This window comes from Schaedlerella arabinosiphila (assembly GCF_003885045.1).
Lineage (GTDB): Bacteria > Bacillota > Clostridia > Lachnospirales > Lachnospiraceae > Schaedlerella > Schaedlerella arabinosiphila.
Genome location: NZ_RHJS01000002.1, coordinates 2,454,119 through 2,480,406 on the forward strand (window position 1 = coordinate 2,454,119; position 26,288 = coordinate 2,480,406).

At 40.7% G+C, this 26,288-nt stretch carries 30 protein-coding genes; 1 reads left to right on the forward strand and 29 read right to left on the reverse strand.

Features of this window, described 5'->3' with window-relative positions; translation table 11 throughout:
- Window position 1 precedes the first annotated feature (1 nt).
- The 6 genes from EBB54_RS11945 to EBB54_RS11970 all read right to left on the reverse strand — a co-directional run bounded on the left by EBB54_RS11945 (window position 2) and on the right by EBB54_RS11970 (window position 7,593).
- Complete coding sequence (locus EBB54_RS11945) at window positions 2-1,021, reverse strand: S66 family peptidase (RefSeq protein WP_162307122.1); 1,020 nt, start codon at window positions 1,019-1,021, stop codon at window positions 2-4.
- A gap of 794 nt (window positions 1,022-1,815) precedes the next feature.
- The gene (locus EBB54_RS11950) at window positions 1,816-2,085 is read right to left on the reverse strand and encodes a hypothetical protein (RefSeq protein ID WP_125127588.1); all 270 of its coding nucleotides are present in this window, start codon (window positions 2,083-2,085) and stop codon (window positions 1,816-1,818) included.
- A gap of 501 nt (window positions 2,086-2,586) precedes the next feature.
- Entirely contained in the window at window positions 2,587-2,976 is a 390-nt protein-coding gene (locus EBB54_RS11955; RefSeq protein WP_125127589.1) for a DUF6262 family protein, read from the reverse strand.
- Complete coding sequence (locus tag EBB54_RS11960) at window positions 2,951-4,465, reverse strand: tyrosine-type recombinase/integrase (RefSeq protein WP_125127590.1); 1,515 nt, start codon at window positions 4,463-4,465, stop codon at window positions 2,951-2,953. Before EBB54_RS11960 ends, EBB54_RS11955 begins: the two co-directional genes overlap by 26 nt.
- On the reverse strand, window positions 4,455-6,422 hold the full coding sequence (locus EBB54_RS11965; RefSeq protein WP_125127591.1) for a tyrosine-type recombinase/integrase: 1,968 nt from the start codon (window positions 6,420-6,422) through the stop codon (window positions 4,455-4,457). The genes EBB54_RS11960 and EBB54_RS11965 overlap by 11 nt, the downstream gene beginning before the upstream one ends.
- Before the next feature lie 13 nt (window positions 6,423-6,435).
- Window positions 6,436-7,593, reverse strand: coding sequence for a tyrosine-type recombinase/integrase (locus tag EBB54_RS11970; protein ID WP_243127636.1), 1,158 nt, complete (start codon window positions 7,591-7,593; stop codon window positions 6,436-6,438).
- Between the two features lie 159 nt (window positions 7,594-7,752).
- Between EBB54_RS11970 and EBB54_RS11975 the strand changes: the two genes are divergently transcribed.
- Entirely contained in the window at window positions 7,753-8,442 is a 690-nt protein-coding gene (locus EBB54_RS11975; RefSeq protein WP_125127593.1) for a helix-turn-helix domain-containing protein, read from the forward strand.
- Between the two features lie 277 nt (window positions 8,443-8,719).
- On the opposite strand, the gene EBB54_RS11980 is transcribed toward EBB54_RS11975, so the two are convergent.
- The 23 genes from EBB54_RS11980 to EBB54_RS12080 all read right to left on the reverse strand — a co-directional run bounded on the left by EBB54_RS11980 (window position 8,720) and on the right by EBB54_RS12080 (window position 26,172).
- On the reverse strand, window positions 8,720-9,226 hold the full coding sequence (locus EBB54_RS11980) for a helix-turn-helix domain-containing protein (RefSeq protein WP_125127594.1): 507 nt from the start codon (window positions 9,224-9,226) through the stop codon (window positions 8,720-8,722).
- Between the two features lie 480 nt (window positions 9,227-9,706).
- Window positions 9,707-9,871 (reverse strand): hypothetical protein, encoded by a 165-nt coding sequence (locus EBB54_RS30155; RefSeq protein WP_154677788.1) that lies wholly within the window; start codon window positions 9,869-9,871, stop codon window positions 9,707-9,709.
- 34 nt (window positions 9,872-9,905) lie between these two features.
- Complete coding sequence (locus EBB54_RS11985; RefSeq protein WP_125127595.1) at window positions 9,906-11,288, reverse strand: phosphoadenosine phosphosulfate reductase domain-containing protein; 1,383 nt, start codon at window positions 11,286-11,288, stop codon at window positions 9,906-9,908.
- A 23-nt stretch (window positions 11,289-11,311) separates the two neighbouring features.
- Window positions 11,312-11,545 carry a hypothetical protein gene (locus EBB54_RS11990; RefSeq protein WP_243127637.1) on the reverse strand — a complete coding sequence of 78 codons (234 nt, stop codon included), beginning with the start codon at window positions 11,543-11,545 and terminating at the stop codon, window positions 11,312-11,314.
- Window positions 11,546-11,657: 112 nt separating this feature from the next.
- Window positions 11,658-12,665: a DUF5688 family protein gene (locus tag EBB54_RS11995; protein ID WP_125127597.1), complete on the reverse strand. Its 1,008-nt coding sequence runs from the start codon at window positions 12,663-12,665 to the stop codon at window positions 11,658-11,660.
- A gap of 105 nt (window positions 12,666-12,770) precedes the next feature.
- Complete coding sequence (locus EBB54_RS12000) at window positions 12,771-13,193, reverse strand: hypothetical protein (RefSeq protein WP_125127598.1); 423 nt, start codon at window positions 13,191-13,193, stop codon at window positions 12,771-12,773.
- An 18-nt stretch (window positions 13,194-13,211) separates the two neighbouring features.
- Window positions 13,212-13,556 carry a hypothetical protein gene (locus tag EBB54_RS12005; RefSeq protein WP_125127599.1) on the reverse strand — a complete coding sequence of 115 codons (345 nt, stop codon included), beginning with the start codon at window positions 13,554-13,556 and terminating at the stop codon, window positions 13,212-13,214.
- Window positions 13,557-13,589: 33 nt separating this feature from the next.
- The gene (locus EBB54_RS12010) at window positions 13,590-15,758 is read right to left on the reverse strand and encodes a PcfJ domain-containing protein (protein WP_125127600.1); all 2,169 of its coding nucleotides are present in this window, start codon (window positions 15,756-15,758) and stop codon (window positions 13,590-13,592) included.
- Between the two features lie 17 nt (window positions 15,759-15,775).
- Window positions 15,776-16,321: a DUF7666 domain-containing protein gene (locus EBB54_RS12015; protein WP_330554488.1), complete on the reverse strand. Its 546-nt coding sequence runs from the start codon at window positions 16,319-16,321 to the stop codon at window positions 15,776-15,778.
- The gene (locus EBB54_RS12020; protein ID WP_125127601.1) at window positions 16,293-17,114 is read right to left on the reverse strand and encodes a Cas9 inhibitor AcrIIA9 family protein; all 822 of its coding nucleotides are present in this window, start codon (window positions 17,112-17,114) and stop codon (window positions 16,293-16,295) included. Before EBB54_RS12020 ends, EBB54_RS12015 begins: the two co-directional genes overlap by 29 nt.
- A 100-nt stretch (window positions 17,115-17,214) precedes the next feature.
- Window positions 17,215-17,640 (reverse strand): hypothetical protein, encoded by a 426-nt coding sequence (locus EBB54_RS12025; protein ID WP_125127602.1) that lies wholly within the window; start codon window positions 17,638-17,640, stop codon window positions 17,215-17,217.
- Between the two features lie 17 nt (window positions 17,641-17,657).
- On the reverse strand, window positions 17,658-18,248 hold the full coding sequence (locus EBB54_RS12030; RefSeq protein WP_125127603.1) for a hypothetical protein: 591 nt from the start codon (window positions 18,246-18,248) through the stop codon (window positions 17,658-17,660).
- A 4-nt stretch (window positions 18,249-18,252) separates the two neighbouring features.
- Window positions 18,253-18,558: an RNA polymerase sigma factor sigma-70 region 4 domain-containing protein gene (locus EBB54_RS12035; protein ID WP_125127604.1), complete on the reverse strand. Its 306-nt coding sequence runs from the start codon at window positions 18,556-18,558 to the stop codon at window positions 18,253-18,255.
- 88 nt (window positions 18,559-18,646) lie between these two features.
- Window positions 18,647-18,955, reverse strand: a complete 309-nt coding sequence (locus EBB54_RS12040) for a hypothetical protein (protein ID WP_125127605.1) — start codon at window positions 18,953-18,955, stop codon at window positions 18,647-18,649.
- 49 nt (window positions 18,956-19,004) lie between these two features.
- A complete protein-coding gene (locus EBB54_RS12045) occupies window positions 19,005-19,274 on the reverse strand; it encodes a hypothetical protein (RefSeq protein WP_125127606.1) in 270 nt (89 codons plus the stop codon).
- On the reverse strand, window positions 19,267-19,731 hold the full coding sequence (locus EBB54_RS12050) for an RNase A-like domain-containing protein (protein WP_044984539.1): 465 nt from the start codon (window positions 19,729-19,731) through the stop codon (window positions 19,267-19,269). The genes EBB54_RS12045 and EBB54_RS12050 overlap by 8 nt, the downstream gene beginning before the upstream one ends.
- A 510-nt stretch (window positions 19,732-20,241) precedes the next feature.
- Window positions 20,242-20,826 (reverse strand): nuclease-related domain-containing protein, encoded by a 585-nt coding sequence (locus EBB54_RS12055; protein WP_125127607.1) that lies wholly within the window; start codon window positions 20,824-20,826, stop codon window positions 20,242-20,244.
- A complete protein-coding gene (locus tag EBB54_RS12060) occupies window positions 20,827-21,357 on the reverse strand; it encodes an O-acetyl-ADP-ribose deacetylase (protein WP_125127608.1) in 531 nt (176 codons plus the stop codon).
- A 33-nt stretch (window positions 21,358-21,390) separates the two neighbouring features.
- Window positions 21,391-21,621, reverse strand: coding sequence for a purine biosynthesis protein PurH (locus EBB54_RS12065; RefSeq protein WP_125127609.1), 231 nt, complete (start codon window positions 21,619-21,621; stop codon window positions 21,391-21,393).
- A gap of 69 nt (window positions 21,622-21,690) precedes the next feature.
- The gene (locus tag EBB54_RS12070) at window positions 21,691-22,101 is read right to left on the reverse strand and encodes a peptide deformylase (protein ID WP_125127610.1); all 411 of its coding nucleotides are present in this window, start codon (window positions 22,099-22,101) and stop codon (window positions 21,691-21,693) included.
- On the reverse strand, window positions 22,095-22,235 hold the full coding sequence (locus EBB54_RS30770; RefSeq protein ID WP_205128754.1) for a hypothetical protein: 141 nt from the start codon (window positions 22,233-22,235) through the stop codon (window positions 22,095-22,097). Before EBB54_RS30770 ends, EBB54_RS12070 begins: the two co-directional genes overlap by 7 nt.
- Complete coding sequence (locus tag EBB54_RS12075) at window positions 22,236-22,412, reverse strand: hypothetical protein (protein ID WP_125127611.1); 177 nt, start codon at window positions 22,410-22,412, stop codon at window positions 22,236-22,238. It abuts the gene before it with no gap.
- Window positions 22,413-22,473: 61 nt separating this feature from the next.
- Window positions 22,474-26,172, reverse strand: a complete 3,699-nt coding sequence (locus tag EBB54_RS12080) for a hypothetical protein (protein ID WP_125127612.1) — start codon at window positions 26,170-26,172, stop codon at window positions 22,474-22,476.
- Window positions 26,173-26,288 lie beyond the last annotated feature (116 nt).

Below are 26,288 nucleotides of genomic sequence, written 5' to 3' on the forward strand. Positions count from 1 at the left end.
TCTACCTCTTAATATATTCATATTTAAATGGTTTGTTATATTCCAACTTCATAGAATCAGCATCTAGCACTGCACTAGTGAAAAGCGGAATCGTAGCTATTGGACTGATATGACCAAAAGGTAATCCATACAGAATAGGAATCTTCGTATCACTTGTAGCCTCTAAAAGCATAGTTGACAAACTATTCACACTGTTTTCATTCCACATTTTTTGTCCAATTACAATCCCTGATAACTCTTTAAATACACCCATATTTGTATAATCAGTTACAAAAGAACGCCATTTTTTTTCATCAAATTCATCATCAACAGTTTCAATAACCATTATTGAATTCTTAAAACACGGCCAAAACTTTGTTCCACGCAAACGCTCTAACGCTTCTATACAGCCACCTAAAACAATACCTCTTGCTTGTCCCTGCCTAATAACCTTATGAAAAGTCGGACAAAAAGTATTTCTTTCCCTCGGAGGAAGCGCCCAATCATTCCCTTTAGCTAGTAACGAATCACACGGTGAAACCTCATAACTCGTTTTCTCATCCAAAATCTGTAGAAATGACTCTTTACTCAATTGTGGCGGAACAGGATATTCTGACATTTCTGTCATAAGAGTTGGCCCGTAAAATACCACTTGTTGAGACATAATTCCTATTGCATGCAACAAGACAGTTATATCTGAATAACCTATAAATCCTTTCCTGTTTGCACGTATTATTTCCCAATCTAAATAAGGCAAAATTTCTGCAGAATAATCACCTCCAATTGTTGCCATTACAAGAGACACTTCTTCATCTGCATACATGTTATTAATATCCTCGGCACGTTTTATCGCAGAAGCAGAAGTAACACCATCTTTAGTAGAAACATATTTTCCACGTTTCACATTGAATCCCATATGCTCCAAGCATTTTACCCCTCTCTCAAAACGATTTGAAAATAAAGCCGGTGCTGGTGCAGATGGAGTAACCAAACCGATTCCTATTTTTGATTCTTCAGACACGTTTTCTTTCATTCCATTCATTCCTTCCTGCATTTCATACTATCCACTTATAAAATACTTATCTAATTAATTTTAAACTTCCTTTTTCTTTTTGTCAACCAATCTTTTACTAGAACTGCAATTAGTCTTTTGTCAAAATCATATAATATTCCGCCAATTGTATGCACAATTTAGAAGCAAATTTATATTACAAAGGATAGGATAGATTATATTAATTATCTCTGCATAGCAGCAATTAATTCTTAATGAATTTATACAATTTAATGCAAAAGACTAATTGCAGTTACTAGAACAGCTCTGAAAGGTAAATTCTATTATAATCTGTCTGGGAACCTCAAATTTTTTTGAGTTTTCCATGGAAATCGGAAAGTTATCCACATTCATTGGCCCCCATTTCTACAACTACTAACTTTTTTGTGGATAAAATTTTCATTTCCCCCTTGGCAGGCATCACTTCCTTTGCTATACTTATCTCAGTTGACTGGTACGCTATGCGTATCAGTTCTGGGTATATCTTCTGGTTCCGTTAGTTGCCGTCCAAAGCTGGCTAACAGTTCGGAAGATATATTTTTCTGCTTCTTTTTAATCCCCCTTGCTTTCAGGCAGAACCATTCATACAGCTGTTTCACCATATCCGATATCTGTGTCATCAGGTAATGGTTCTTCATCGCCGTGGCATCCCAGCTGCAGGCATGGGTGATGTCCCCCTGCCAGTTCTTCTGCCGGTTGAAACCTTCATTCTCAATTTTCCACCTCTTCCTTCCTGCTCCTGCCAGCTTTTCCGCATTCTTTTTGGTGATCCGGATGCTCGTCAGCTACTGGAAATCCGTCCGCCCAGCCTCCCCTTTTATCATTTTCTCTTCCCAGAATCGCAACATGTTCACCGATTTCCCATTATAATCGATATCGTTAACGAATTCTGCATGACCTTCCTTCCCTTTTTCCGGAACCTTTTCATATTCCTCCGTAATGCCCGAAATGCTGCCTGTCTGATAACGGATTATAAAATCCCAGCCGTTATCCCAGCAGATGTCCATCATTGGTTCCGATGCATACAGACTGTCCGCCAGCAGTAGGATGGGCAACCTCGGGAATTCCTTTTTTATCTTCCCCGCCAACCTTTTGAAAGCTTTTGTCTCACAATCCTGCTTGCGCTTCTCATCCAGACAGAATGGTTCTGTAGGCGGATATATGGATCGGCTCCTTTGCGAAAAACTTTTTTCTTTTATTTTACCATTTCCTCACAAAGAACGCTATTCTCAACAAAATTAGTGCGAATTATTTTTTCCTTTCAAGACTGTTACTAAATATCAATGATACAATACACTAGAGCCATAAACTTTAAACTGGAAAGCTTTTTGTTAAACCGCATATTGTCATCTCTCACTAACGCCTTTTCCTGTCATGTATGCCTTTTTATTGAATTTCTGTTCGTAAGACTATGATTTTGCTATTCTTTCTCCCCTGCACTTCATAGTGCAAATCTTAGAAATCCTTATAAAACTCGTTGGTAACAACACCTAAGCAGAATTTCACCACAGGTCAATGTTCTTTATAAGTTTACCCTGTACTCCTTCCAAGATAATTTATAACCCTTTAATAAATGCCACTTCCTTCTTCTTAAGTGCCTTCTTCAACTTTTCATTTTCTGCCTTCAAATCCTTATTTTCCTTCTGGGATTTTTCATACTCTATTTTTATCAGTTCATTCTGCCGTTCCAATGCATAATCCAGAATCACCTTCTTCTTCTGGTGAAATGCCTTGCCCTCCTGCTGCTGCCTCGCTTCATTCAAGAATTTACTTACCGTCGGATTCTTATAAAAGAATGCCCTCGACAGTCCCGTTTTCCGGACCAGATCACAGACCAGGAGCTGTTCTTCCTTCTCCAGCATTTCTTTGATTGTCCGGATCGCACAATCAATCTTTTCCTTACTTGCTTTCTGGTTCGATTCAACCATTTTGGAATACTTGCTCATATCCATCCCACTCCTTGATAATTTCACTCAATATCTCATCCATTGTCTTTCTCAATTCTTCCGTTTCCTTTACCATCAGCTTTCCGCTTGCCCGCCGATACCGATAAACAGTATACACTCCCCTGTGCCCCAATAAATGTGCAATGGCGGCATCATCCAAATGCAGCTCCACAAGCTTCATGCCATAGCAGTGCCGGAATAAATGTGTAGCAAAGCCCATTCGCTCTCCGTTATCCTTGCAGATGTCATTTTCATGAATCAACGCATACACGCGGCTTTTCAACATGGAATATTGAAACGGCAGGGAAGGATTCGATTCATTTACAAAAATATACTCGGTTTCCCCATACCTTTCATAGGTATATTCCATTGATTTCTGGATTAACTTGGCCACATCATCCGGAACTGGTTTTTCATAATAGGAAGTCTTTACCTGATACATCCGGACGATATAGTGGCCGTTTTCCTGGTATAAGCAGTCTGTACGTAGGGTAAGGGTATCGGAAATCCTCCCGCCAAGCATCTGATGCAGGATCAACGCACGTGCCGTTTGTTCTTCCATATTGACGATATAATAATTCAACCGCTTTATTTCCTCATCGGAATAGGTTTTGAATACGACTTCGGGCGCTTTCGGCATATCCTGCTTGATAAACAATCTTCCTAACTTGGGCTTGTCAATTACTTTCCCGACCTGCAGCAGCATATCTTTTAAATTTGCCATCTCGGTTTTTAGATTTCTTTCCTGACCTCTTTCCAGATTGATGTAGGTCAAATATTCCTCGATATTTAACCGCCCTACCTCTCCCAAGCTTGTGATTTCCGGATTCCTCTCTGCAAGGAACTCTGAAAACCGCCTTACCGCACGTATCTCCCCCTGGAGCGAACCTACGGATAAATATTTAATCCGGATATAAGATGCCCGTTTTACCTCTTCCCTGATTGTTTCCTGCCTGATTCCTGTAAATTTTATCGTCCTTATGATATCTATCGGATTCTGTCTGACCTCAAATCCCAGATTTTCCAGATTCCATACATCTTTTTCCCACTCCGGCCGTTTATCCTCCGGCTCCAGGAACTGAAACAGAAGGCGCAAATACTTTACCGGTCCTGCCTCCTCCTGTAAATTTCTCCCCATACTTTTCATAAAATGCTTCCGTGTGATCTGATATCCATGGTCTAAGAGCCATGCCTTAAATTTCTTAACAAGAACCTCTTCCGGTACTGCCCGGAAGCTGTCCAGCAGAGGATATTTCTCTTTCATAAATCTGGCAACCACATTGTAGAGGATAATATCCGCATCTACGGTAGTCATACTCAGCTTGTTTCCACGGCTCCGAATGAACGCTTCCACTTCCTTTTTCTGCCCTTCCGCTTCCAAAAGCTCTAAATTGTAAAAATGCCGCTCTATAACCCGGATACTCTTTTCAGAAGCATTTCCTTTTCTTTGATAACAGGGGAGCTCTTTTATGTAAACCCTAATTTCCATCTTTTCCACTTCCTTCTTTCCATTCACTTACCAGACTTTTCTGCTCTTTATAATATTGTTCACTGGAACAGTCTACATGCCTCTGGATACAGTCAATATACCGCCGTGTCATATTTTCATGCTTATGTCCAAGGAATTCCCGGATCGCCTGAATGGAAGCACCATGTTCGTATAATGCAGTGGCTACGCTATGCCGGTAATCATGCGTTTGGAACACATGCTCTCCGCATTTGATTCCCAATTCATTACACCAGTCCACCATTTCATGCCAGTAATGTGTTGATAAATACGGGCCTCCTTTCGAGTTTTGAAATACATAGGAATCCAACCCGATTTTTCTTCGTTCTATGTATACCATCATACTCCGGTACAGCAGCATTGGGATTGGGATTACCTTTTCCATCTTCATCTTATGCTGGTTAATCCGAAGCCAGGCAACCCCTTCCTTCAGATAATATCCTTCCCGTTTTATAGAGCATACTTCATTAATCCGTAATCCAAGGCACCATAAATGCAGATACATAAGCCGCATATCTTCCGGCAGCCCTTTTAAATTCTTAAAGATCTCCGTCACCGTATTCTGCGGCACAGACCGGTAATGATGCGGTACTGATTCCCGCTTCATATAATACTCCGGGTAAAATGGAACCTTGCTATAGTATCCCCTTGCTGTTAGGAATCTGAAAAAGCAGTGAATCTCAGCCACTTTATCATTAAAAGTTATAATTTCAACATCTTCTTCCTGTAACAGCCTCATATACCAATCAATCTCTGTTGCCGTCAGTTTCTCTACTTTCAGTTTCTCTTTATCCAGAAACCGCAGGAAAGCCTTTGTAATATATACCCGGGCCCAAATGTTTTGGACAGAATAACTCGTTACCCCAAGCTGATATTTGATGTACATTTTCAGATACTCACGGTTATCCTTGTCCAATATATCCAGAAATGAGATCCGTTTTACCGGCCTGGTGGGATCATAACGGGACGCATCAAACTGAAAACGCTCCAAATACCATACGTTTGCTTCCCAGTTTATGTCCTTGGACTGTACGAAAAGGATTCTCTGTGCCTTATCCACAATCTGGTGATATCTGTTGTTTATAAGAGGCACCTCTTTTGCTTTACCTACATAATCATCAATCTGATCCTGCTCTAACCGTGTAAGATCCGAAATTCCTTTGTCTATGCAATACATATATAAAAAATGCAGAGGCGCAAGATACCCCCGCCTCAATTCACGATCTGATGAGCTTTCCAATGCATAATTTAGTACCGTAAAAACCTGGTATTTTAGCCTCTGAGATGTATGAATGGAGAAATCCCAGATAAACCCTTTGGTATTCCTGCAATAATAAAATTCCTTTGCCAATTGATAATCCGGATGATATCCCAAATAAATTCTTTTTTCTTCATACTTTAGCCGGATCCTGCCTGCCCTTATGCCGTCACTTCTCTTTTCAAGATCAAATAACTTTAGTTTATCTAAACCTTTCAGATACCAGGGGCGAATTCTCGTATTTATCGTTTTCTCCAGATATTGTTCGTAACTTACCCGCACATCCCAGTCAATCTCTTCCAAGCTGTGTATCCCATTCTCTGTCAAAAATGTATACGCCTTGTTCTTAAGAGTCTGTTCTACCGTACCGCATTCTTCCATCTCTTCTTTTAATTTTACAAATTCTTTCTCCTTATGAAATTCCCTCCAGTCCCGTAAAGTTTTTTGGTATGCCCCAATCAAGTATTTAGCCTGAATTCCTTGTTCCTGAAGCCATAACATATACGAGTCAACCAGACCATCCTCTATCTCCAGTACATCATATATATTTTGCAGGCACAAATACTCTACTCCGCGTTTTATAAATCGTTCTTCCCTTGCCGGGCACTCTTCAATCTGTCTTTTTAAATATTCGATATTCTTTTTTTCTTCCTGAAAATAACTAACTGCTGCCATTGCCATATTTCACCCACTCCTATAACAATTTATCCGCCATATACAATGCTGCATTTTTACGGAAAAGCTCTTCGCTTGCCTCAACCAGTTCTTCATTACTAATATTCAGATAATTAATAGTCGTCTGCAGATTCCTATGCCCTAATGCCTGGCTGATCAATTCCAGACTCCACCCATTCTTCCGGCGCTCGTTTGCAAAGTAATGTCTGAGCATATGAGAGGTAACTTTAATCTGCGTCTTCTCTTGCAACCGACGAAGCATGGCATTAACGGCATCTTCCGTCAATGCACGTCCGGCATTCTCACCGGATAAGGTAATAAACAAATATTCTGACTCTTTCAGCAGATTTCTATATTTAGCATAGTAAAAGAGCAAAATATCAAATGTATCTTTACTAACCTTGGCCCACCGGTCCTCCTCATACTTCGCCCGCACTTCATTTTCATTGTCCATTCTTGGTTCGACACGTATCCGGCATCCCTGATAATCAATATCCTCAACATACCGCACCCCTAGAAGTTCACCAATCCGAAAACCAGTTTCAGCTAATAAAAGGAGCAATAACTGATCCCTGCAATTCGTACACGCATCTAAAAGGATGATAATGTTTTTTCTTTCAATTGATCTCCCTTTCGACGAAACCGCATTCAAATATCCATCAAATGAACGGCATACCTTTGTCCTTTTAATACCTATGGCATTCGTGTAGGAGACGGTCTTGTCTGAAAGCACCAGCAATGAGCCAAATTGCTCATACTCCATTTCAAGGAATTGATAGAAGCCAAACACATCATGTAAATATGCATTGCAGGTCCCATTATCCGGAATTTTCCTTAATTCACCGGAAATATGCTTTCCACCTTTAATCCAATAGAGAAAGTTCTGAAAAAATTCCATCTGCGCACTGTAAGTCATCTGATAAACATCTTCAAACTGTCTCCCTTGTTCCTTCAGATACCCCATGAAATAGGATAAAGAAAACGCAATCCGCTTTACCGTATTGGGGGAGCGATTAGAAGTTGTTTTATGTTTCAAATATTTTGTCGGATATACGCAGATACTGGCGTCTTCTGTCCGCCGGATCAAAAAATAAACTTTTCCATCATATCTCACATTTCCAACCTCATAAGCTTTCAAATCGCATCCCCTTCCTTTTACTGTATCAACATTATACACACTTCTTCTTTCCAATGTCAATTATTATTGATATAGATTATTAAATATTGATTTCGTTGTTTTTAATAATATCTATAGAAATCAAAAAATTTTTTTCTACATAAATCTCTGATTGATTGTTCCATTCCCACATGATATAGTGAAACCGGAGGTTTTATTATGAACGGTCAATTTGATAAATCAGCACTCTCAATACTTCTCAAAAGGGCGCTGGGAAACCGAACGCAAAAAAGTTTTGCCGAAGATATACAAATAAGCAAGGAGCACCTCTCCCGTTTAGTTAACCAGAAACGGGACACTCCGCCTAACATAGATACCTTAAATAAAATTGCCTTAAACTCACAAAACAGAGTATCTGTACGTGAGTTACTTTCTGCCTGCGGCTACGATCCAAACACCCTGGCTGTCCCTGCCGCCACCAACCATATGATGGAAGCAATCATGCTGGCATTATCACATTCTCCATATGCATTTTCCAAGCATTCCTGTGACAGCACTGATTTTTACCAAATGATATTGCAGTTTTCAGACGGTCCCCTTCACCGTTGGTATTTTCATTTTCTTCCAGATAATACTTTTGCGGCTGCCGACCATGAGCTTGCTACAAACCTTTTATATTTAATATCTAAAGAAATGGAACCGAACAACAAGATAAGCTTTGTTACTTCCATTCCTTTACTGTTTCAATACTATATGGAACACCGGCCATACAATTTGGATTTAAACTTTTCTTTAATCCTGATCAACGAATATACTCTAACTGTTTCAAAGGAAATCGTACTTCAAACTGCCTGTTCTTTACAAACAGATGCTCTTGACAACTATACATTTTCATCAAGCCCGGAATAATTCCGGGTTTTACTTTAATACTTCTAACACCTAAAATTCTAAATGATAGTGAAGATTTACCACTCTTTGCTATTATCCTTTTATAATAAATAGACATTACTCACTATATTTCTGTAACTTTTATCAAACTTATTAGAAATCTTTAAAGTTTAGTCTGCTAAAATCTTCAATATCTAGTGTAAAACACTTGATAATTAACACAAAACAGGTTAGACAAGAACGCTCGTTCCCATCTAACCTGTTTTCATTTTTCCAAATCAAAAAGCTACAAATATAATCAATTTGCACCAAATAATACTTTATGATACTCTTCTTCCAATTTGAAATACTGCTTTATTAATCTCTCTCCTCTAATATCCAATTCCACCTGTTTTACTGTTGTTCCAGAAGGTACATGTGATAAATCTAATTCCGGAAAATCAAGCGCCTCATTTCTAGCCTCTAAAACCGGTTCCAAAGCTTTTCTCAATCGATTAAGTCTCTCACGATTTATATTCCAGTCTTCTGTCAATTCCCTTAAATTTTCTATTTCCATCTCAAAATTATCCAAAATTCCTTCCGGATAGATTAATTTATGTCTAATAGGAAATTCCATACCAAAAAAATCATTTGGTGAAATCCCATATAAAAGAAATATCTGCTCTAATTCACGCGCATCTGGACTTGAAGAATTATCTTCCATACGACAATATTTACTCTTACTGATATTAAGATAATCCGCAACCTTTTGTTGACTATATCCCACCTCATGTCTCAAAACACGCAGTTTGTTTCCTATATCCATATTATTTCTCCCTTCTTAAAAGTATTCATTTTTGACTATTTTTGTATTTATCATCTCAAAATAATATTGTTTTGTTTCATTTTTGACTATATCATGAAATTTCCTTTTTGTCAATAAAATCTTAATCTAATTTATTCTTCATATAAACTTCGCTTCGAATGCAGATTCATGTACATTCCGATCAGCGTGTGCCATTCGCATGAAGTTTTAGAGCCAGTGGCACGAAGAGAGAGCCAATGGGATATATGATTACAATATAAATATTTATCAAGGGCAACTCCGCCAATTCATGCCCTAAGCGTAATATATTCTAAATTTCAGATAATTCTATGTTATCTTAAATATCCAGTCTTCCTCAACCTCCACTTCATTCTCCCGCAGATACCTTTCCACACACGGGCCGGACATACACAGCCTCATATTGATCTCCCAGCGCTGCGCCTCTCCATGCTCCTTTTCAAACTGCTCACACCACTGTTCCTATATATTAGACGCAATCCGTATTTTCCTGCAGTCAAACCTATATCCTTCCTCTACCGGCATCTGAAATTCCTCTGCTACCTTCCTGTAAAATGCAACCATGTTCAGATTGGGATAAAATGCATCTATCGTCTCCTGCTTCACTTCCCTGATTCTTCTCGCCATCTGCTTCTCTCCTTTTTCACAATATCGTCCCTCTTTAACAAGGCCCGCCTTCCGCACCGTGAAAGGCTCCTGCCGGATACATCCAGTTATCCTTTACATAAACCGAATCCGTAGAGAATTCCCCCGTCATCAGGCTGTGCAGTGCTTCCTGATCACCGTGATAGACACAGGACCTTGCGTTCCCCACAAAGGTATCCAGATCACAGTGATTATCCAGCGTAAACCCAAGGATCTCTTCATCTTGCTTCAGCATTTTATAATCTTCCGGATATAATTCCCGAATTCCCGCAAACAGCTTCGGTGTAGAGAAGATGCACATTGCACAGCTGCAGCGGTTCCATCCGGCGCGGTAACAGGGATGGGGATTCACCTTATGCCTTTTTAAAACCTCCCAGACATCTTTTTCCGAATAATCAATGACCGGACGCCACTGGTGTACGATCCGGTGTGCCTTTGCCTCTGCATTTGTCCTGTGGATTTCCATCTCGTTATATTTGCTCCGCCCGGCCGACTCCCCTCTGCGCTCTCCGGACACAATCAGCAGGCAGGTATCCTTCTTTGTCTTCTCCAGGCTTGCCGTCACGCTGTCCTGCACGGAAGCTTTGAGACTCCCGCTGCACCAGCGTCCCTGATGGGTTCCTCCCTTTGCCGGAAATTTTAGCCGTCTGCCTCCTATCTTTTCCAAATGCTCCAGGCTGTCCAGATTTCGGAGCACCGTATCTGCTACCATAATCTTTAAATAGGCAGAGCACCACCGCCTGCTTAAATCTCCGGTTTTCATGGGAAATTTCATACGGTACCCAAACTGCTCCAGCTGTTTTTCCATATCTTCTGCAGACTTTTCCTTCAGTTTCAGGCACTCCTTATATTTCTTTGACAAAGGGCACTGCCAGATCTCCTGTGTATCCGGTTCCTGCCATTCAATCGGCTCTGACGCGCCGATACGGTATAATTCTCCGAAAAAGCCGTTCTTTCTCCAGGATACCCTGAGCGGTACCTGCTCTGCCTCTGAAAAAGCATGGATATAACTGGAGGTACAGCGCCAGTCCATCCTTCTTGCCGGATGCCCGCCGTCAATGTCATGATGCCAGAATTCTATCTTCTGTTTGGGTACGCCAAGCTCTAACAGCTTATAGTAACAGGCGATACTGTCCTTTCCTCCTGAAATCAGGAGAATGATCAAATCATAACTTTCCAGCGGCAGTAACTCCTCCAACAGAACTTTCTCCATGTACTTTGAATCCCTGCGCCCCGGCACCCTCGGCCTGATTCTTTTTCCGGTTCCATATATTGGGACATCCGGTTTTCCATAGATAACAGGCATATCTTTCGTACAATCAGCATCCCGGATAAAATCCGGCTGGAATAAGGAAAGCTGCCCGTTGGACTGCTGGAAATACGTTTCTTTTTTCTTCAATCTATCCACCCCATTCCCAAAGCCTATTCCAGGCAATCCTCCTTCACCAAAAGGGCTGTCTTCCTTTCCCCGGAAAAATATGATTTCCCATTGTAGATCCACGTGCTCCCGCAGGGTGCGGTCAATGCGCCGATGATTCTTCTCCACCCTGAAGGCATGGACGTATACAGTTCCACATCCTTTTTCATGGCAAATTCTATAATCCTGTCAAACTTATCCATAGCATTCCTTTCCCGTAATACCTTCTCTGTATTCATTTGAAAAGAAAGACGGAGCCTATGCCCCGCCTTTCTGACCGCTTTATATCTTAATTCTAAATTCATTTTTCTGACTGCCTAAAAGCAGTTCCTTTACAGGAACAGGTCCCTCTTATGCGAACACAGGCGCTTTCCCCATATCGAATTCCCTATTTGTTGTGACAGGAGTTCTTACCTGATTTCTTCTTTCTGCATTTTCAAATACTCCTTTTGCACGGTCATAATACTGCACCTTATCTGACAATTTATCACATAGCTCCACCTCGTTTTCATTAATCTCTTTGACCATCTGCGATAATCCTGATGTATCCATAATTCCTATGTCTGGCACAAGTAAAGTTTCATGTATGGAAGATGGCAATATATAAAAGTCAGAGCCTATGATCTCTCCTACTCTTTTCATCAGATCCTTCTGAAGAATCATAGAAGCTCCGTTTCTCATACTATTATTCGTCAGGCATAATATTGGTGCTTCCGCTATTTCCGGATGCCATTCTGTTTTCCCATCTAAAAGATTTCTGATGCTTCCATCACCCGTCATTATGGAAGAAATATAAGCATCCATCTCGAAAAGAACCGCCCGTTCTGCTCTCTCTGAAAGGAGTGCATCCTCATGGATCTGCCTTAAGCTTATTTTCCATTCCTCTATCAGCTGTTTTACAATAGGCATATTGAATGTTTGCTCTTCGTTCTCACAAATCGTCACACAATAAACCGCTGCAAAATCCCCATGCAATGTGTATGCCTTATCCTTCAGCCAATCCCGGTTTAATTCCAGATCACAAAGTTTTATCTTCAATTTATTCTTTATCGCTTCATAATCTTTCACATAACGCAAATCAGATAAGCATTTCGGATTATCATATTTAACCCGCAAATCAGCAATCCACTTTACACAAGTCTCAAGACTCTTTCCTGACCTATAATCATTATAAGCCCCTTCTAAAAGAATACTCGGAACTAAAATATCACCTTGACGCCTAATCAAAAGAGCTGGAATTTTTCTTCCATTTTCTTTTATACTCTCTACAACAGATACTTGTGCACTTTCAAAGGTCTGCGGCAGATACAGCCGCACATTTTCAGCCGCATAATTAATAAATTCATTTCTATTCATCATATATTCTTCCTACCTTTACTGTTTTCAAAGAAAAGGAAAGGGAAATTGATTCTCTTTTCTCCTTCCCTTTCCACGTTTCATTGCCTTTTTAGATTTCCATGCATCCTAATAGTTTTTCGCAAATCCCTTCAGATACAAATTGTAGTCTTTCTCCCTCGTTATGAACCTGATCCAGTATTCTGCAGCCTTCCCGTTCATGAAAAAGTCATACTCATCTTCACTCACAGATGAAGATGGATGAGCCCTACAAAATTTTCTTAAGGATTCCAGATTATGAAGCTGCGTCACCAGACAGCGGTAAATATCCTGTGATTCCCGGTGAAACTCCTTCGTCCAAAGTTTACTTCTGCATGGAAAATAGATCCCCTGCCATCCACCGCTGTTATAATATGCGCGGATATGCCCGATCTGGGCATCCGGATACTTCCCTGAACTTAAAGAATCCGGTGCTTCTGAGCAATGCTCGAACACATCAGGGAAATTGCAGGTCTCCTTCAGCTCAAACAACATATTTTCTTTTTTATCCATATAAAAATCCCTCTTTCTCTATGCGGCATGGCCGGTTTTCTGCCTGCTGTCGCCTAAAGCAAGGCAATACCCCTTGCCTGTCTCTGCCTGAATCTCTGCCAGTTCCCTACGGCTTACCAGAACCGCAAGCTCATTTTTTACCACACCTTCCAGAATCCGGTCTCGTTCATAGGGAAACGGACAGTATCTGTGATACTGCTCCTCCATCTTAAGATAAATCTCCTGAAAAGAAAGCGTTCCCTTCCCCGTAAACAGCCTTAAGATTTCTTCTCTCATGTGTGTCTGCTCTTTTCTTAATTTCAGCAGATACTCTTTTCCTGCCGTCTCAACCATATCATTCGTTCCCCGTCCTTTCTTTTTCAATTTGTACCGTCATAAGCCAGCCTAAAAATTCTGTTATGCAGCTTCTCTTACCGTATCCGGAATCTCCATCAGATCCGCTTCCAGAATGTCTGCAAGATACTGTCCTCCAAAGAGGCCGCCATTGATCTTCACTTTCTTCTTCCGCATTTCGGCATAGGACTCTATCCGGATCTCCCGGCTCTTTTCCGCCAGCGTAACATCATCCCTGGTAAGCCTTTTCTGGACAACTGCCTGCCATTTCCGTAAGAATTCCGATGCCTCTTCAATATCCTTCTTCTGCCGGTCATACTCGGTACGCTTCTGCCGTATCACACCGCCCGGCTCCACCTCCAGCGTATAGTAAGGTTGATCCGGCTGTTTTGTCTTCCTTAAGAACAGAATATAACTCTCCTGACTATTGATCCGATCGAAATACTCCTTCTTCTTGTCAATACAGTGGTGTAATGCCTGTCCTTCTTCCAAAATATCCTTGATCGTTCTCGGTGCAAGAATTGTATACGTCTTATTCGAGTATTCATATTTCTCCTGTAACCTTGGAAGAATATCGTTGATGTAAGGAAACTCTTCTTCCAGTTCTCCCGCCGTTACCGACAGTTCATTCTTCTGTATATATTCCACCAGTTTCCCATGCCTCTGATACAGCCTGGATACCCTGTAGACAATCTCATCATATACATTCATCTTGACACGCTTTGCCATAGATAGGTAATCTTTCCAGGTAATCAGCACCTGGCGGATACTATCATTTGTTCCTACATTCTGGCGGACAAGATAATTTTTTACCTGTACATAACTCATCCGGTCATGGATAAATGCAAGGTCTTTTGGCAGAATATCATTTTTGACAAACCAGGCGATCAGCTCATCCGTCAAACTGATATTTTCTTTCTTCTCCTGCTGTAGCCAATATAAAACATTGATATCGCCTTCTGATTTTCGTAATCTTTTCAGTTTGGCATTATCAATTTCCAGTTTTTTAGCCAGCCCGCCTTTTGCATCTCTCCAAACTAATTTCTCTGGATCTTTTACCAGTTCTTCTGGCAATTTGGGAAGACCCGCTTTTAAAATCTGCTCTAATACCGGGATCATTTTCCATGCATTCAGATATTTACGGGGATTTAAAACCGGATTTTTTTGTATCCACTGTATGAGCCCGGTCTTTTTTAATTCCCGCCGTCCTAAATCGTACAAAGTCCTTGGGTATACCTTTCCATGCAAAAGCAGAGGATAATAATCGAAAAGGCCAACTCTGCGGAAGTAATTGTCACCGCTTATCCAACGCGCGCCCCTATTTTTAAAATCCCCATAATAATATGGATCTTCCTGGAACTGGTCATCATAAAATATACGCTTCGTTTCATAAAAACATATTTCCCGGTTTTTGAAATCTCCCTTTCCAAGAATCATCCGCGCCTCAAACAGCCTTAAGATAACCCCTTTTCTGCAGCGCTGGATTAAATATGCAGCTTTACTTTCTGTCCAGATAGATCCGGATTTGTCTACAGATTTAAACTGAATTTCCTGTCCGCATTTGCTGCAGATTCCCTTCTTGTTATATCTGGGAGCATGGATTGGGACCATCCTGCCGCAATGGGTACAATACCCTTCTGTCGCGCCGCCTTTTTTATATTTGTAGAAAATATAATGTTCAGGAATTACCTTCTTAAGGAGCCACCGTTCCCAATCTTTCGGAAGTTTCGGCACCTGCTTCATGGTCTCATCCCATACATCCGTTATTTTTTTATAACGGGCAGCCAGCTGGCGCTCCCGTATCCCTTCCTGATAGCAGACCAGTGTTCCATAATCGCCTGTTATTGTTTCCAGATATCTGCAGACAAGTTTTTCATCTTTTCTGCTGATGTATGTCCCTGAATCATACATATACCGTGGCCAGTCAAGATTTTGCAGCATGGACTTTCTCCATTTTCCGGTATCTGTCTCAAACGTGATAAAATCATCGGCTCTTTTGTCGATATATACCACATAGACCGGATATTTCGCTCCTGCCCGTACAAACTGGGCCAGGAACACGGAAATAATCAAATACCCTTTTTCCTCCTTCACCCGCAGATACCTGCCATATTTGTATTTTTTATTCGTTCCCCAGTGATCGGATGGAACCGGCTGATCCTGTTTGGCAATCTGTTTCAGATATGGAGTAAATTCCGGGGGATTCAGTGTCATTAATTCTTTTTTCTTCATGCCTTCCACTTCCCTTCTCATTTTCCATAAGCATCATAAAATTTGTGCGGATGCCAGCGTTTCCCGTCGATGTTTATCAGTGCAATCTCTTCAATCTCAGGGCTGTTCTGCTCTTCCTTCAGGATTAATAAAAAATCTCCTTTTTCCCCTGCTGCTCTTGGATTCTTCCCGCGGACTACCCCGTATCCGTTGCAGGCCGTACCTGTTTCTTTCTTTACCCCGTAGTTCCACTGGCGTTTCGGATGTTCTACCATATAAACTGCCGCCTCAAAAAGCATCTGCTCCAACGAAAGACGTCGTATCAGGCGCATTTCTGTACAGGATATCTTGCTGTCTACCGCATCCTCATCCAGATCTCCGCCTGCATCCACCTCATAATAAACAGAGTTGCGCCAGTCGGAATAATAGTGGAAACAATCCAGCGGATTTTCTGCACAATGGAACCCATTTTTTACACAGTTCGCCTCCTCCGTCCGGTTTATCTTATCCTCTCGGAACTGGAAACCAAGACAGGTCAGATCCTTACGGAATCCTTTAAATGCTCTCACTCTTTTCCTCTCCATTTGTTTCTTCGTTTTTTTCTGCCATCATGTCAAACAAGGACATCTGGATCGGCTTTTCTACAGATTTCTTTGCCCCTTTCGCCTGCCCTGTTGTTTCCGGTTCCTTTTCCGGCTTCTCTTCTCCTTTTTCCGCGGTCTTTTCTGTTTTTTCTTCCGATACGTCTTTTGCTGATGAACTCCCGGATGAAGCGCTCTTTTTCTTGCGTTCCTCCTTCTTTTTCAGGGAATTCAGCCGCTTTTTCGTTTCTGCTTTCCGCGCTTTTGCCTCCGTCGCTTCATCATCCAGGGCATAATACGCATCCGCCCACTGATATACCTGCGTCTCCGATATTCCCATACCGATAGACTGGTGAGCGCTATCCGCCCGGCGGTTCGGATTCTTTTTTCCGCCAAATCTGGTATCATGCTCTTTTTCTGCCATCTGATACGCCTGCTCCATGATATAGTTCATGCATTTCTGGAGCGTTTTCTGCTTCTTTAATACCTGGATTCCAAACATAGGGTCTTCTTCTGCCTTTTTCATCAGATATCTGCCTACAATATCCGTAAAAAGCTGGTCTTTCATATGCCACATCTCTTCCTGCAGCTTTTCCGTCGCAGAAGCATAGTCTTTTTCAGACAGCGGGATTTCCGCAAGCTGGAACCTCTTCCCCTTGATAAAATCCTCCACGTCCTGCTCCGGCACCAGCCACTGGGCCGCTAACACCTTAAGCTCTGAAAAATTCTGCGAGTTCCTGAGATGCACTGCCATTGCATTCAATTCTTCCGTATTGTTGATCAGTTTCTCATACACGGCTGTTTCCTCCTTAAATTCATCTTTAAAAAATTCTCTTACCTATTTGGTTTTTACGCTGCCGGGTGCAAAAATGGAGAGTCCGCTGACTCTCCATCTGTTATGCTGCATTCTCCTGTCTGAGCATTTTCTCTTCCATCTCTTCCATTTCCCGTTCCACTTCCTCTGCAATCCTCCTGCGCTCCTTATCGTCCTCTTCCAAAAGCCCTACCAGTTCTACCAGGATGCGGGTACACCATTTGTTTGACTTCCATTTATCCGAAAGCTTTCTGGTCTCTTCTATGAGGGCTTCGTAGTCCGGCTCCGTCATTTCCCTGTTCCGGTACTTTTTATATACCTCATAGCATTCCTTCATGACGACCGGAACCGGTATTTTTGCCGCTTCATCCAGATTGGAAAGAAGCCCCATCAGCATCCGGTGATAATCGTGCCTTTTGCAGAGCTCTTCAATCCCCATCTGTTCTCTCCCCAGATACAGGGACATAAAATCATTAAATATTTCCGCTATTTTACTCTGGTCTACCATTCGTTTTCTCCTTTCCCTTATGTAACTGCCAGGTCATAAATACTCATCTGCCCTTCCACCTGCCAGTCTTCCTGATGATCCTCCTGCCTTTTCTCAGGAACCGCTGCCTGCTTTAACGGGAGGCCCTGCAGCTTTTTTGCCGTTTCTACAATCAAACCCGTCAGCATACCCGGACTTCCATATTCCCTCAGAACTACCAGGTTATCTTCTGCAAGTGCATCTGCAAGCCCCATCACCTTCCCGGAAACTTCCAGTACACGGGTACCCTTCTTTTGTTTCGGCGTCAGCTTTGGAAGGACGGCCTGCATATACCGGTATTCTTCCATTGCCAAGTACTCCTGCACCGCGCATTGTGCCTGTGTCCGGATCTCGTCCGCACATGCCATGAAGCTTTTCGGCACTTCCGGCGGGATCGTCAATCTTTCATCTGCTCCCTTAACATCCAGCTTTTTCCGGATCTCCAAAAGCTCCTTCCGGATCCGGTCCAAAACCACCCCGTCCGTGCACATGCCGGCAGCATCACCATAGGCATATACCTTTTCCCATTCATAAGACAGCCGGACAAACTCCTGCTCCCATGCTCCGGGCGACTTTGCCTGCGCCATCATTTTCCTATTCCCCCTTCTTGCTCTTTGCCTTTTCAATCCTTCTTTTTACCGTGGACGGATAGCAGCCAAACGCATTGGAGATCTCTTCCAGCGTATACCCTTCTTTCCGCATCCGGTACATCAGATTCCCCATTGTTTCTTTTTCCATAACCTCCACATCTTCAACCTTTAATTTTTTTCTAAAAATCTTCCTGCTGACCGGATGCTCCGGCCCATATTTATAGATCAGTTTCGCCTCCGTCACATCCACATCGCAGAAAATCGCAATCAGTAAACAATAATAGCCGCTGTCCTCATTCCAAATCGACATCGCACACCTCCTTTACGGATGACCGTGCCGGCATATCCTCTGGTTACGGGCAGAAAAGCTTTCTTCCTGGCGCTGTCCTTAGCGTTTACTACCGCAAATGTTCGTCAAGCACCCGAAGAATCCCATCCACGCCGTTATGCTGAATCTCTTTAAGCATAAGATCCAGGCTGACATACGACAGCATGTTCTTTACAAATTCCTCCTCCCTGTGGACGCTTAAAAATACAAAAATAACTTCATACAGCCCATGTTTTGCCAGGCATTTGATGATATTTCTTGCCGTCACCATATTCATGTGTTCGTCACCCGGCGTACAGATCAGATGCCAGTATCCGCTGTATCTGCTGATCCATTTCAAAAGCTTTCTGCTCCTTCTTCCTTTCCTGTTTCCAATCATCTTTCTCCCTCCTGTAAGGCATAAATACAGGAAATTGCCATTTTCTTTATCACGCCGCTCTTTTCTGTGCCTTTACTAACACTTCCATCAGATACTGGTCTGAGTCTGTATGCAGTACAACGCCGTCAAACTCCGCACCGAGCATCTGCAGGTCTTTTTTGCTTCCCTCCTTTACGAATTTTACGATCCCAAAATCCTTCCGTTCACAGGAAGCAATGTATAAGTTCTTGTCCGCATCCAGATAAAACCGGATCTTTGCACCCTTTACAATGTCGTACCTGCCGGCCATCAGCACCAACAGCTTCATTTTCTTAACCACGCTGTCTCTCCTGTCTCTCAAATATGGGATAACTGGTCAGGATCCGGAATCCCCAGTCTGTATCCGCATCTTTTACAAGTACCAGGCAGGCTTTCCTTAGATTCTCTTCCAGCTTCTCCTCGCCTTTCCGGAATCCATAGCCTACTGTCCGGGGGAACTGCCCGACCAGCGAAATCCAGTCGCTGCCGCTGTATTTCAGCCATGCGGTAATGCTGGAATCGAAAAACTGATGCATGATCCCGCTTACCACTGCATTTGCTACTTCCACGTCCCAATAGGATGTTGCATAGCGGATATCTTCTTTCGTCAGCCTGGTCTTTAATGCCAGAAGCTGGATATCCGTATGCTTCCTCAGCGTATGGCCGCCATATAATCCTACCCGGTCAAGGTTCCTCCGAATCGTCTGTAAGGTATTCTCAATCATTTCCTCCGGAACATCAGCAAATAGATCAACCATATGTACTCCTTTCCTTTCACGGACATGCAGATACTGATATCCCGGCGGATACCAGTGCGCCCAAAACATTCCCCTGGACTGCTTTATCGCATGCCTGGCAACAAAAAAAGAAGAAAATTTTCCCCCTTCTTCTGTACAGACTGCAAACTTTTCTGTTATCCGCCTTTTCTTTCTGTATTTACCGGTGCCATTCATTCGGATTAGCACGCTCCTCCTTTCTGTTTATTTGCAGGGCAATCCTAAAACGCAAAAAAAGACACCAAAAACCCATTCTGAATTTTTGATGTCTTTTTTGTCTTTTGTCAGGCTAAGCCTTAAATTTATCTTCCAGTCATCTTCTGGAACAAATACATTTACTGCTGCATTTTAAGAACACTCATGCACAAAAATCTAATCCATTTACACTATAACACAATATATAGCTATAGTCAAGATAAATATATCTATATATTGTGTTTCAAATTAATATAACCACTGATTCATACGGCTTTTTGTTACGATTTTGGCCAATTACTGTAATAACTCTTTGATCGCAGCAACAGCACTGTTATTTAAAGAATGATGTGCCCTCCCATGCAGCGCCTGATCGATCCCTTCAAAGGATTCCAAAACCATATCATTATGTACCGGACTATTATTGTTTAACAACAGCACATACCCGTCAACCCAGACACGAATCCCAGAATCTTTCAGAAACCGGGCTAAAATGTATACCTGGCGCCGAACCTGTTTTATTGGATTGCGCACCTGCTTTTCATAGGTATTCCCGCCCCTGCTGACTTTATATTTTGTCCATTCATAATCATCTTCTTTGCCCGTAAGCGTGCCGCTATAATTCTTTACTTCGATAATAAATACACCTCTGCGGTTGATAATAACATTATCTAATTCTGTTGCTTTTTCCTTGTATTTCACACAGACATTCATAAGCAGTATATCTTCTTTCTGTAAAACCTGCTTTATTATCTCTGCTGCTTCCTTTTCGCCCCGCTTTCCTGCCCTGACTCCCGGCGCTTCATAGGTTTTATAAAATAATACCGCTATAATAACAAGAAAAGCAAAGCATCCTATCCCGATAAATATAAAAATCTCCATTTATTTGTCCATTTCTGTTTCCCAGACCGCATGGTCATATGCAGCAAGGGTTTCCCGATCAAACAGGACAAATCTCACAATGTCCATTTGATCCCTATGTTCTTCACAGAACTTCCGGACTGTTCGGACAGCCGCAAGCGCGGCTCTGTCTACCGGATAACGGTACACCCCTGTTGAGATGGAAGGGAATGCGATTGTCCGAATCCCATGAGTAACTGCTGTCTGCAGGGAATTCCAGTACGCATTTTCAAGAAGCTGTTCTTCCCCGTCCTGCCCGCCGCGCCAGACAGGGCCTACCGTATGGATCACATATCTGCATGGCAGACGGTAAGCTCCGGTAACCTTTGCCTCCCCTGTTTTACAGCCATGAAGCGTCCGGCATTCAGCCAAAAGCTCACGTCCGGCGGCACGGTGGATCGCGCCGTCCACACCCCCGCCTCCAAGCAGGCTGTTGTTCGCCGCATTTACGATTGCTTCCAGATCATCCACTTTTGTAATATCTCCCTGAACTGTCTGTATCCTGTATCCCATAGAATTTCTCCTGATAAAATATAATTGTATCTCCTATTTCTGATAACTGCACCCGGTTCTGTCCGGCCTTTCACCGCCCCTTATATACCTCGCGCTGAACTCCATATTAATCTGGCGCAGTTCCTTCTTACCCTCAATATAATCCTGATAAATTTCAGCCAGGCCAGCCATGCAGCCGTCACAGGCTGCCGTAATGTTTCCAAGAGAATCCGCAACAATTTTCCCGCGCTCCTCTTTTGTCGTCTCCGAAATCAAATACCCCACTTCCAAATGTACCTCCTGATTGTCTTAATCTTTGGCAGATCATGCCTCTTTATCCGCCCCAGGCTATGGCTATATCACCCTTCCGGAAAGATGGTCTATTTCGTGCTGCACGATCTGAGCAGGCCAGTCTTTTAACTTCATCTTCTGCTTTTTCCAATTGAAATCGAAATACTCCACTTCGATTTCCTGATAGCACTTTGTTTTCCGGACCCCGTCAAGGGACAGGCAGCCTTCTTCCGTTTCATAAATCCCTCTTTTCCAAACCAGCACCGGATTAAACATCACAATGTCGATGACTCCCTTGTTCACAATAATGATATTCTTCTTCACGCCAATCATATTGGCGGCCATGCCGACACAGCGGTCCCGGTTGGCATTCAAGGTATCCTTAAGGTCTCTTCCCACCTGCAGATCAGCCTTGGTTGCCGGTTCTGATTTCTGTCCCAAAAAGAATACATCCCTTACAACCTGTTTCACCATGATTCTTTATCCTCTCCTGCTCTCTTTGCATACCTCTTCAAATAGGACATCTGCCAGGAAATATACGTTTTACATCCAATGTCTAATCTCTTCTCTGTCACTCCATTGGCATTTAACGGTTTATACCGCTTCATCTACAGATAGGATTTTTTCAGCTTAACAGCAAGCTTCACTGATTTTGTTGGACCACTTGTGGTAAATACAGCCGCATGTTTTCCATTTAAATCCCAGCCATCTAACAGAGTCAGAACCACATTTGGCGTAACTCTGCACCAGAGCAGATAACATTCCTCAAAAGTGATAACTTCCAATCATCTGTCTTAGTTGAAATCTACTCACCCTTCCTACTTTAATTCTTCATAATCTTTTTCTTTACTCTATATTTTCAAACGCTATATCTTCACCAAAAAGTTCTTCCATGACTTTTTTCCAAGCAGTATTATATGCAATAAGCAAATTACTATAGTACTTTTTCTTCAATTCTCCATCTAATATATTTTTCTCTAACTCTAATGCTTCCTCATCTGTTCTTGCCAAAAACGGAATATACAAATAATTTGTTTTAGATAATTCAAGGATAATAGGAACTACAAAATCATCATTCACATAATATCTAAGAAGCGATGCAAAATTTATATTTCTTATCTTTGTGTATGTAGCCATTTTACGAAAAAACAAATCATCACATAATAGAGTCGCCTTTTCTCTAGCTGCCAGAATAAATGCATCCAAATGAATTAAGTGCAAACGTAATGCTGCTATAAACTGCTCTCCATTTATATCTTTTCCTATTGTGAATCCAATTCTTTCGTCATCGGAAATTACCATAGTTTCACATTCCGTACAAAAATCAATAATTCTTTCCCAAATTTCTACATAAGACAAATTATCTTCAATTAAAGTAAGCTGATTATCTATATTAACCAACCTTCCACCCGACATGAGATTTGTCTCCTTTGCCTTGCTATATCTTTCTGCAAAGAAATCCATATATGATTCTGGTAAGATCAAACTATCTTTTACTGCATTTAGTAGATTCAACAGGTTCATAGAGCTTAATAATACCATTGTTGACAAGGCTGGAACATATTTTTGATTTTCCTCATTCTCATACGTTGGATATCCCGTATAAAATGCTTGATCCTTTGCGTGTAATAGCATATTTAATGCATCAACATATCTGTCATAGTCACCGTTTATGAATGAATCAATTGGCAATCCTGTTTCATTTTCCTTAAAATGATAGAAATTCAGCAATGATTCTGTTTGCTCTGTTCTATCTGTTATTGACTTTATTTTTTCTAACAATTCTTCGGGCTTTTCTGAAGATAATACCAAAACAGTCCCATCAAATTTGTCTGGATGCTGATTTATCTTTTTAAAAATAAATCCTACAGCAAAATCAGCTCTCGAACATATCTTTATAACTTTAAAGTTAATTCCATCAATTTTTATTACCTGCCTTAACCCACTACCCTGAATTTTTAAAAACAAGGGATCGCTTGATGTTATATGTTCGACATCCATGCTTCGATTATTTATATCAGTAAACTCAGTTTCCGAATCAAGACATAATACCTTAATTTCAGGATGTCGAGAATCCACAGGATTATTTTCTTCAAGAGTAACCACTGAATTCCCTTTTACTCTTTTTAATTCACTCTCATCATGGTATCTATTGAGTTTTTGATTATAATACCCAAAATAACTTTTATATATTTCATAATCCACTGTATCATTCAAGTAATAAAGTGCTTTATAAGCATATAGATCAGCCTCCTCTGTTTTTCCTAAACGTAACATTGCAGAAGCCACTGCCATACAATAGTCTGGTTTTGTAGAATTACTCAATATACTTATATATGGAGCATATGCATCGTAATCTGCCTTATTTCTTTCAAAAAGCATAGCAATTATATTCCTAGCTAAACCGTCTTCTTTTGTAATTTCAAAAAGCTCTTTCGCATACTTTAGCATACTGAATCGTTTTTCTTTCGCTCCAGCACACAAATATTTAATTTGTAAAAATTCTCGTCTGAATACATCAGCCTCCAAGAACCGATTGGCAATCTGTTCAGATACCTCTAATTGCTGAGACTTAATTAATGCTTTATTATGGTGGATAAATTCTTTATTACAGATTGCAAATGTAACATTATATATTTCTTTTACAACATACCGATTTAGCCTTTTTAAATCTGAAACTGTCTTTATCACATCATAAATGTGCTCTACATCTTCACCTATAGATAATATAGACAATATTTCAGCTTTTTCCAAAAGTCCAAGGTTCTTTAAATATTCTCCATTAAGATATCTTTTCAATTCTGGCACTATAAATGTTTGTATATACTCCTTTTTGCAAGTTCCAAAAGCAATATCAATAATTCCGGGAAAATTTCCCCGTACTTCATCAATAAACTTTTTCAGAACTTCCTCAAAATTATCATTTTCAACATAAAACAACGCTGTCAGATATAGACTTTTTAATTTGGTATTAAGTATTGGCAAATCAAGACTTCTATATAATGCTACTGCTTCAGAATAATCCCCTTTTGAAATCTTACATATCAAATATCTGCACGCAATATTTGCATCTTTTTTCCAAGCCAACTCAGAATATATTTGTTCAGCAGAATCTATATTCCCATTAGATTCTACACAAAGAGCATAAAAATATTTGACTACAGAATCATTCTTTACCTCTTCAGAAAACTCCTGAAATCGATCTATTACATCTTCTAAGTATTTCTTTTCAATAATACCCAGATTATATGCCGTTTCCAAATAAAGTATAGCAACAAGATTCTTATTATCTTTATATTGTTTATTATCTTTCAATGAATCAAGCTGTTTTATTAACTCAATCTGTCTGTCTTTTAACTCATAGTTTCCTTCTCTCCAACTACAATTAATACTCTTCATTTCTGCAAAGACAGAATACAAAAGAATGTTTTCCTTTCGTGTCTTTTGGTAAAGACTTTTTAGCATATCGGTTGCAGAAACATACTGTTGTAAATTAAATAGCGCTAATCCATAATACTGTTTTACTGCATCAACTATCTCAGGACTTGTATCATCAACTATTTCTTGGCAAAGTTCTATTACCGCCTCCCATAATTGAGCAGAAAACATTTTATCTAAAGTTATTATCTGAACTTCTATACAATGGCTGGCAAATTTATAAGCCCCTATTGGGCAAGGATTTGCATAGTATTCAATTAAATACTTTAATTCATCTTTTAAATCATCTGTAAGTTCATCTGTTTCAGTTTCAACATTATTACCATCATGTAAATTTGCAATGTTCCTGTAAAATAATAACTTTTCAGTCCCTTCAATCCCACTGATTTCGTATGAGAATATCTTATCCAATTGCTCGCTAAGTTTTTCTAAATTCATTTCCAAAATGAACGACTTGCAAAGCTCTATTTTCTCTTGAACAAAACTCTGAAGCAGTCTTGGAACAATTACTTGTTTTTTTAACTGTATCGGACAAACTGTACATCCTGTTACTTTCTCTCCATTATTTACTATAATTTCAGTATGCGTTTGACATAGAGATACATCATTAGGTCGTTTTCGTGGTAAAAAGAAATAATTAGCAATTTCTTTGTATTTCGATATCAAATCAAGAACTTCTGAATTTGATATTGGATATAATTCTATACCTGCCTTCATTAAAATAGCTTCTGCTTCCTTATATCCCTTTGTAGTTTTTGTTAATGTTTTATTACAGAATAAGTATATTAAATCCAGTTCACTACTATAATACTTCACAGCTTGCCGAAATGATTCTTTAATTTGGGAGTAGCTTATTTTACCTTCAAAATATTTTGACTGAAAACTAATTTTACGCTGTTTAGTTCCATCTTTATGTGGTGGCTCTAAAATCGGCAACACTTCCACACCGGGGTTATTGTGATCCGAATGTGGAATTCTACTATTTTTTAAAAACTCAAAGGTAAATAACCGCCTTGACATGTCCTCGAAAGCGCCTGTTGCATTATCATTACACATAGCAAATTGTGCCCATGTAATATTAGGATAATGCTTTTCTCCCCTTATCATGCACAAATCTCTCCTTCCTAAAATCTTAAATCCTTTCTTCCTTTGGTAATTCCTATAATAAAAAACGTCTGAATGCTTCTCCCCACCCGTTTATAGTTTTTATTATAAGATTACCT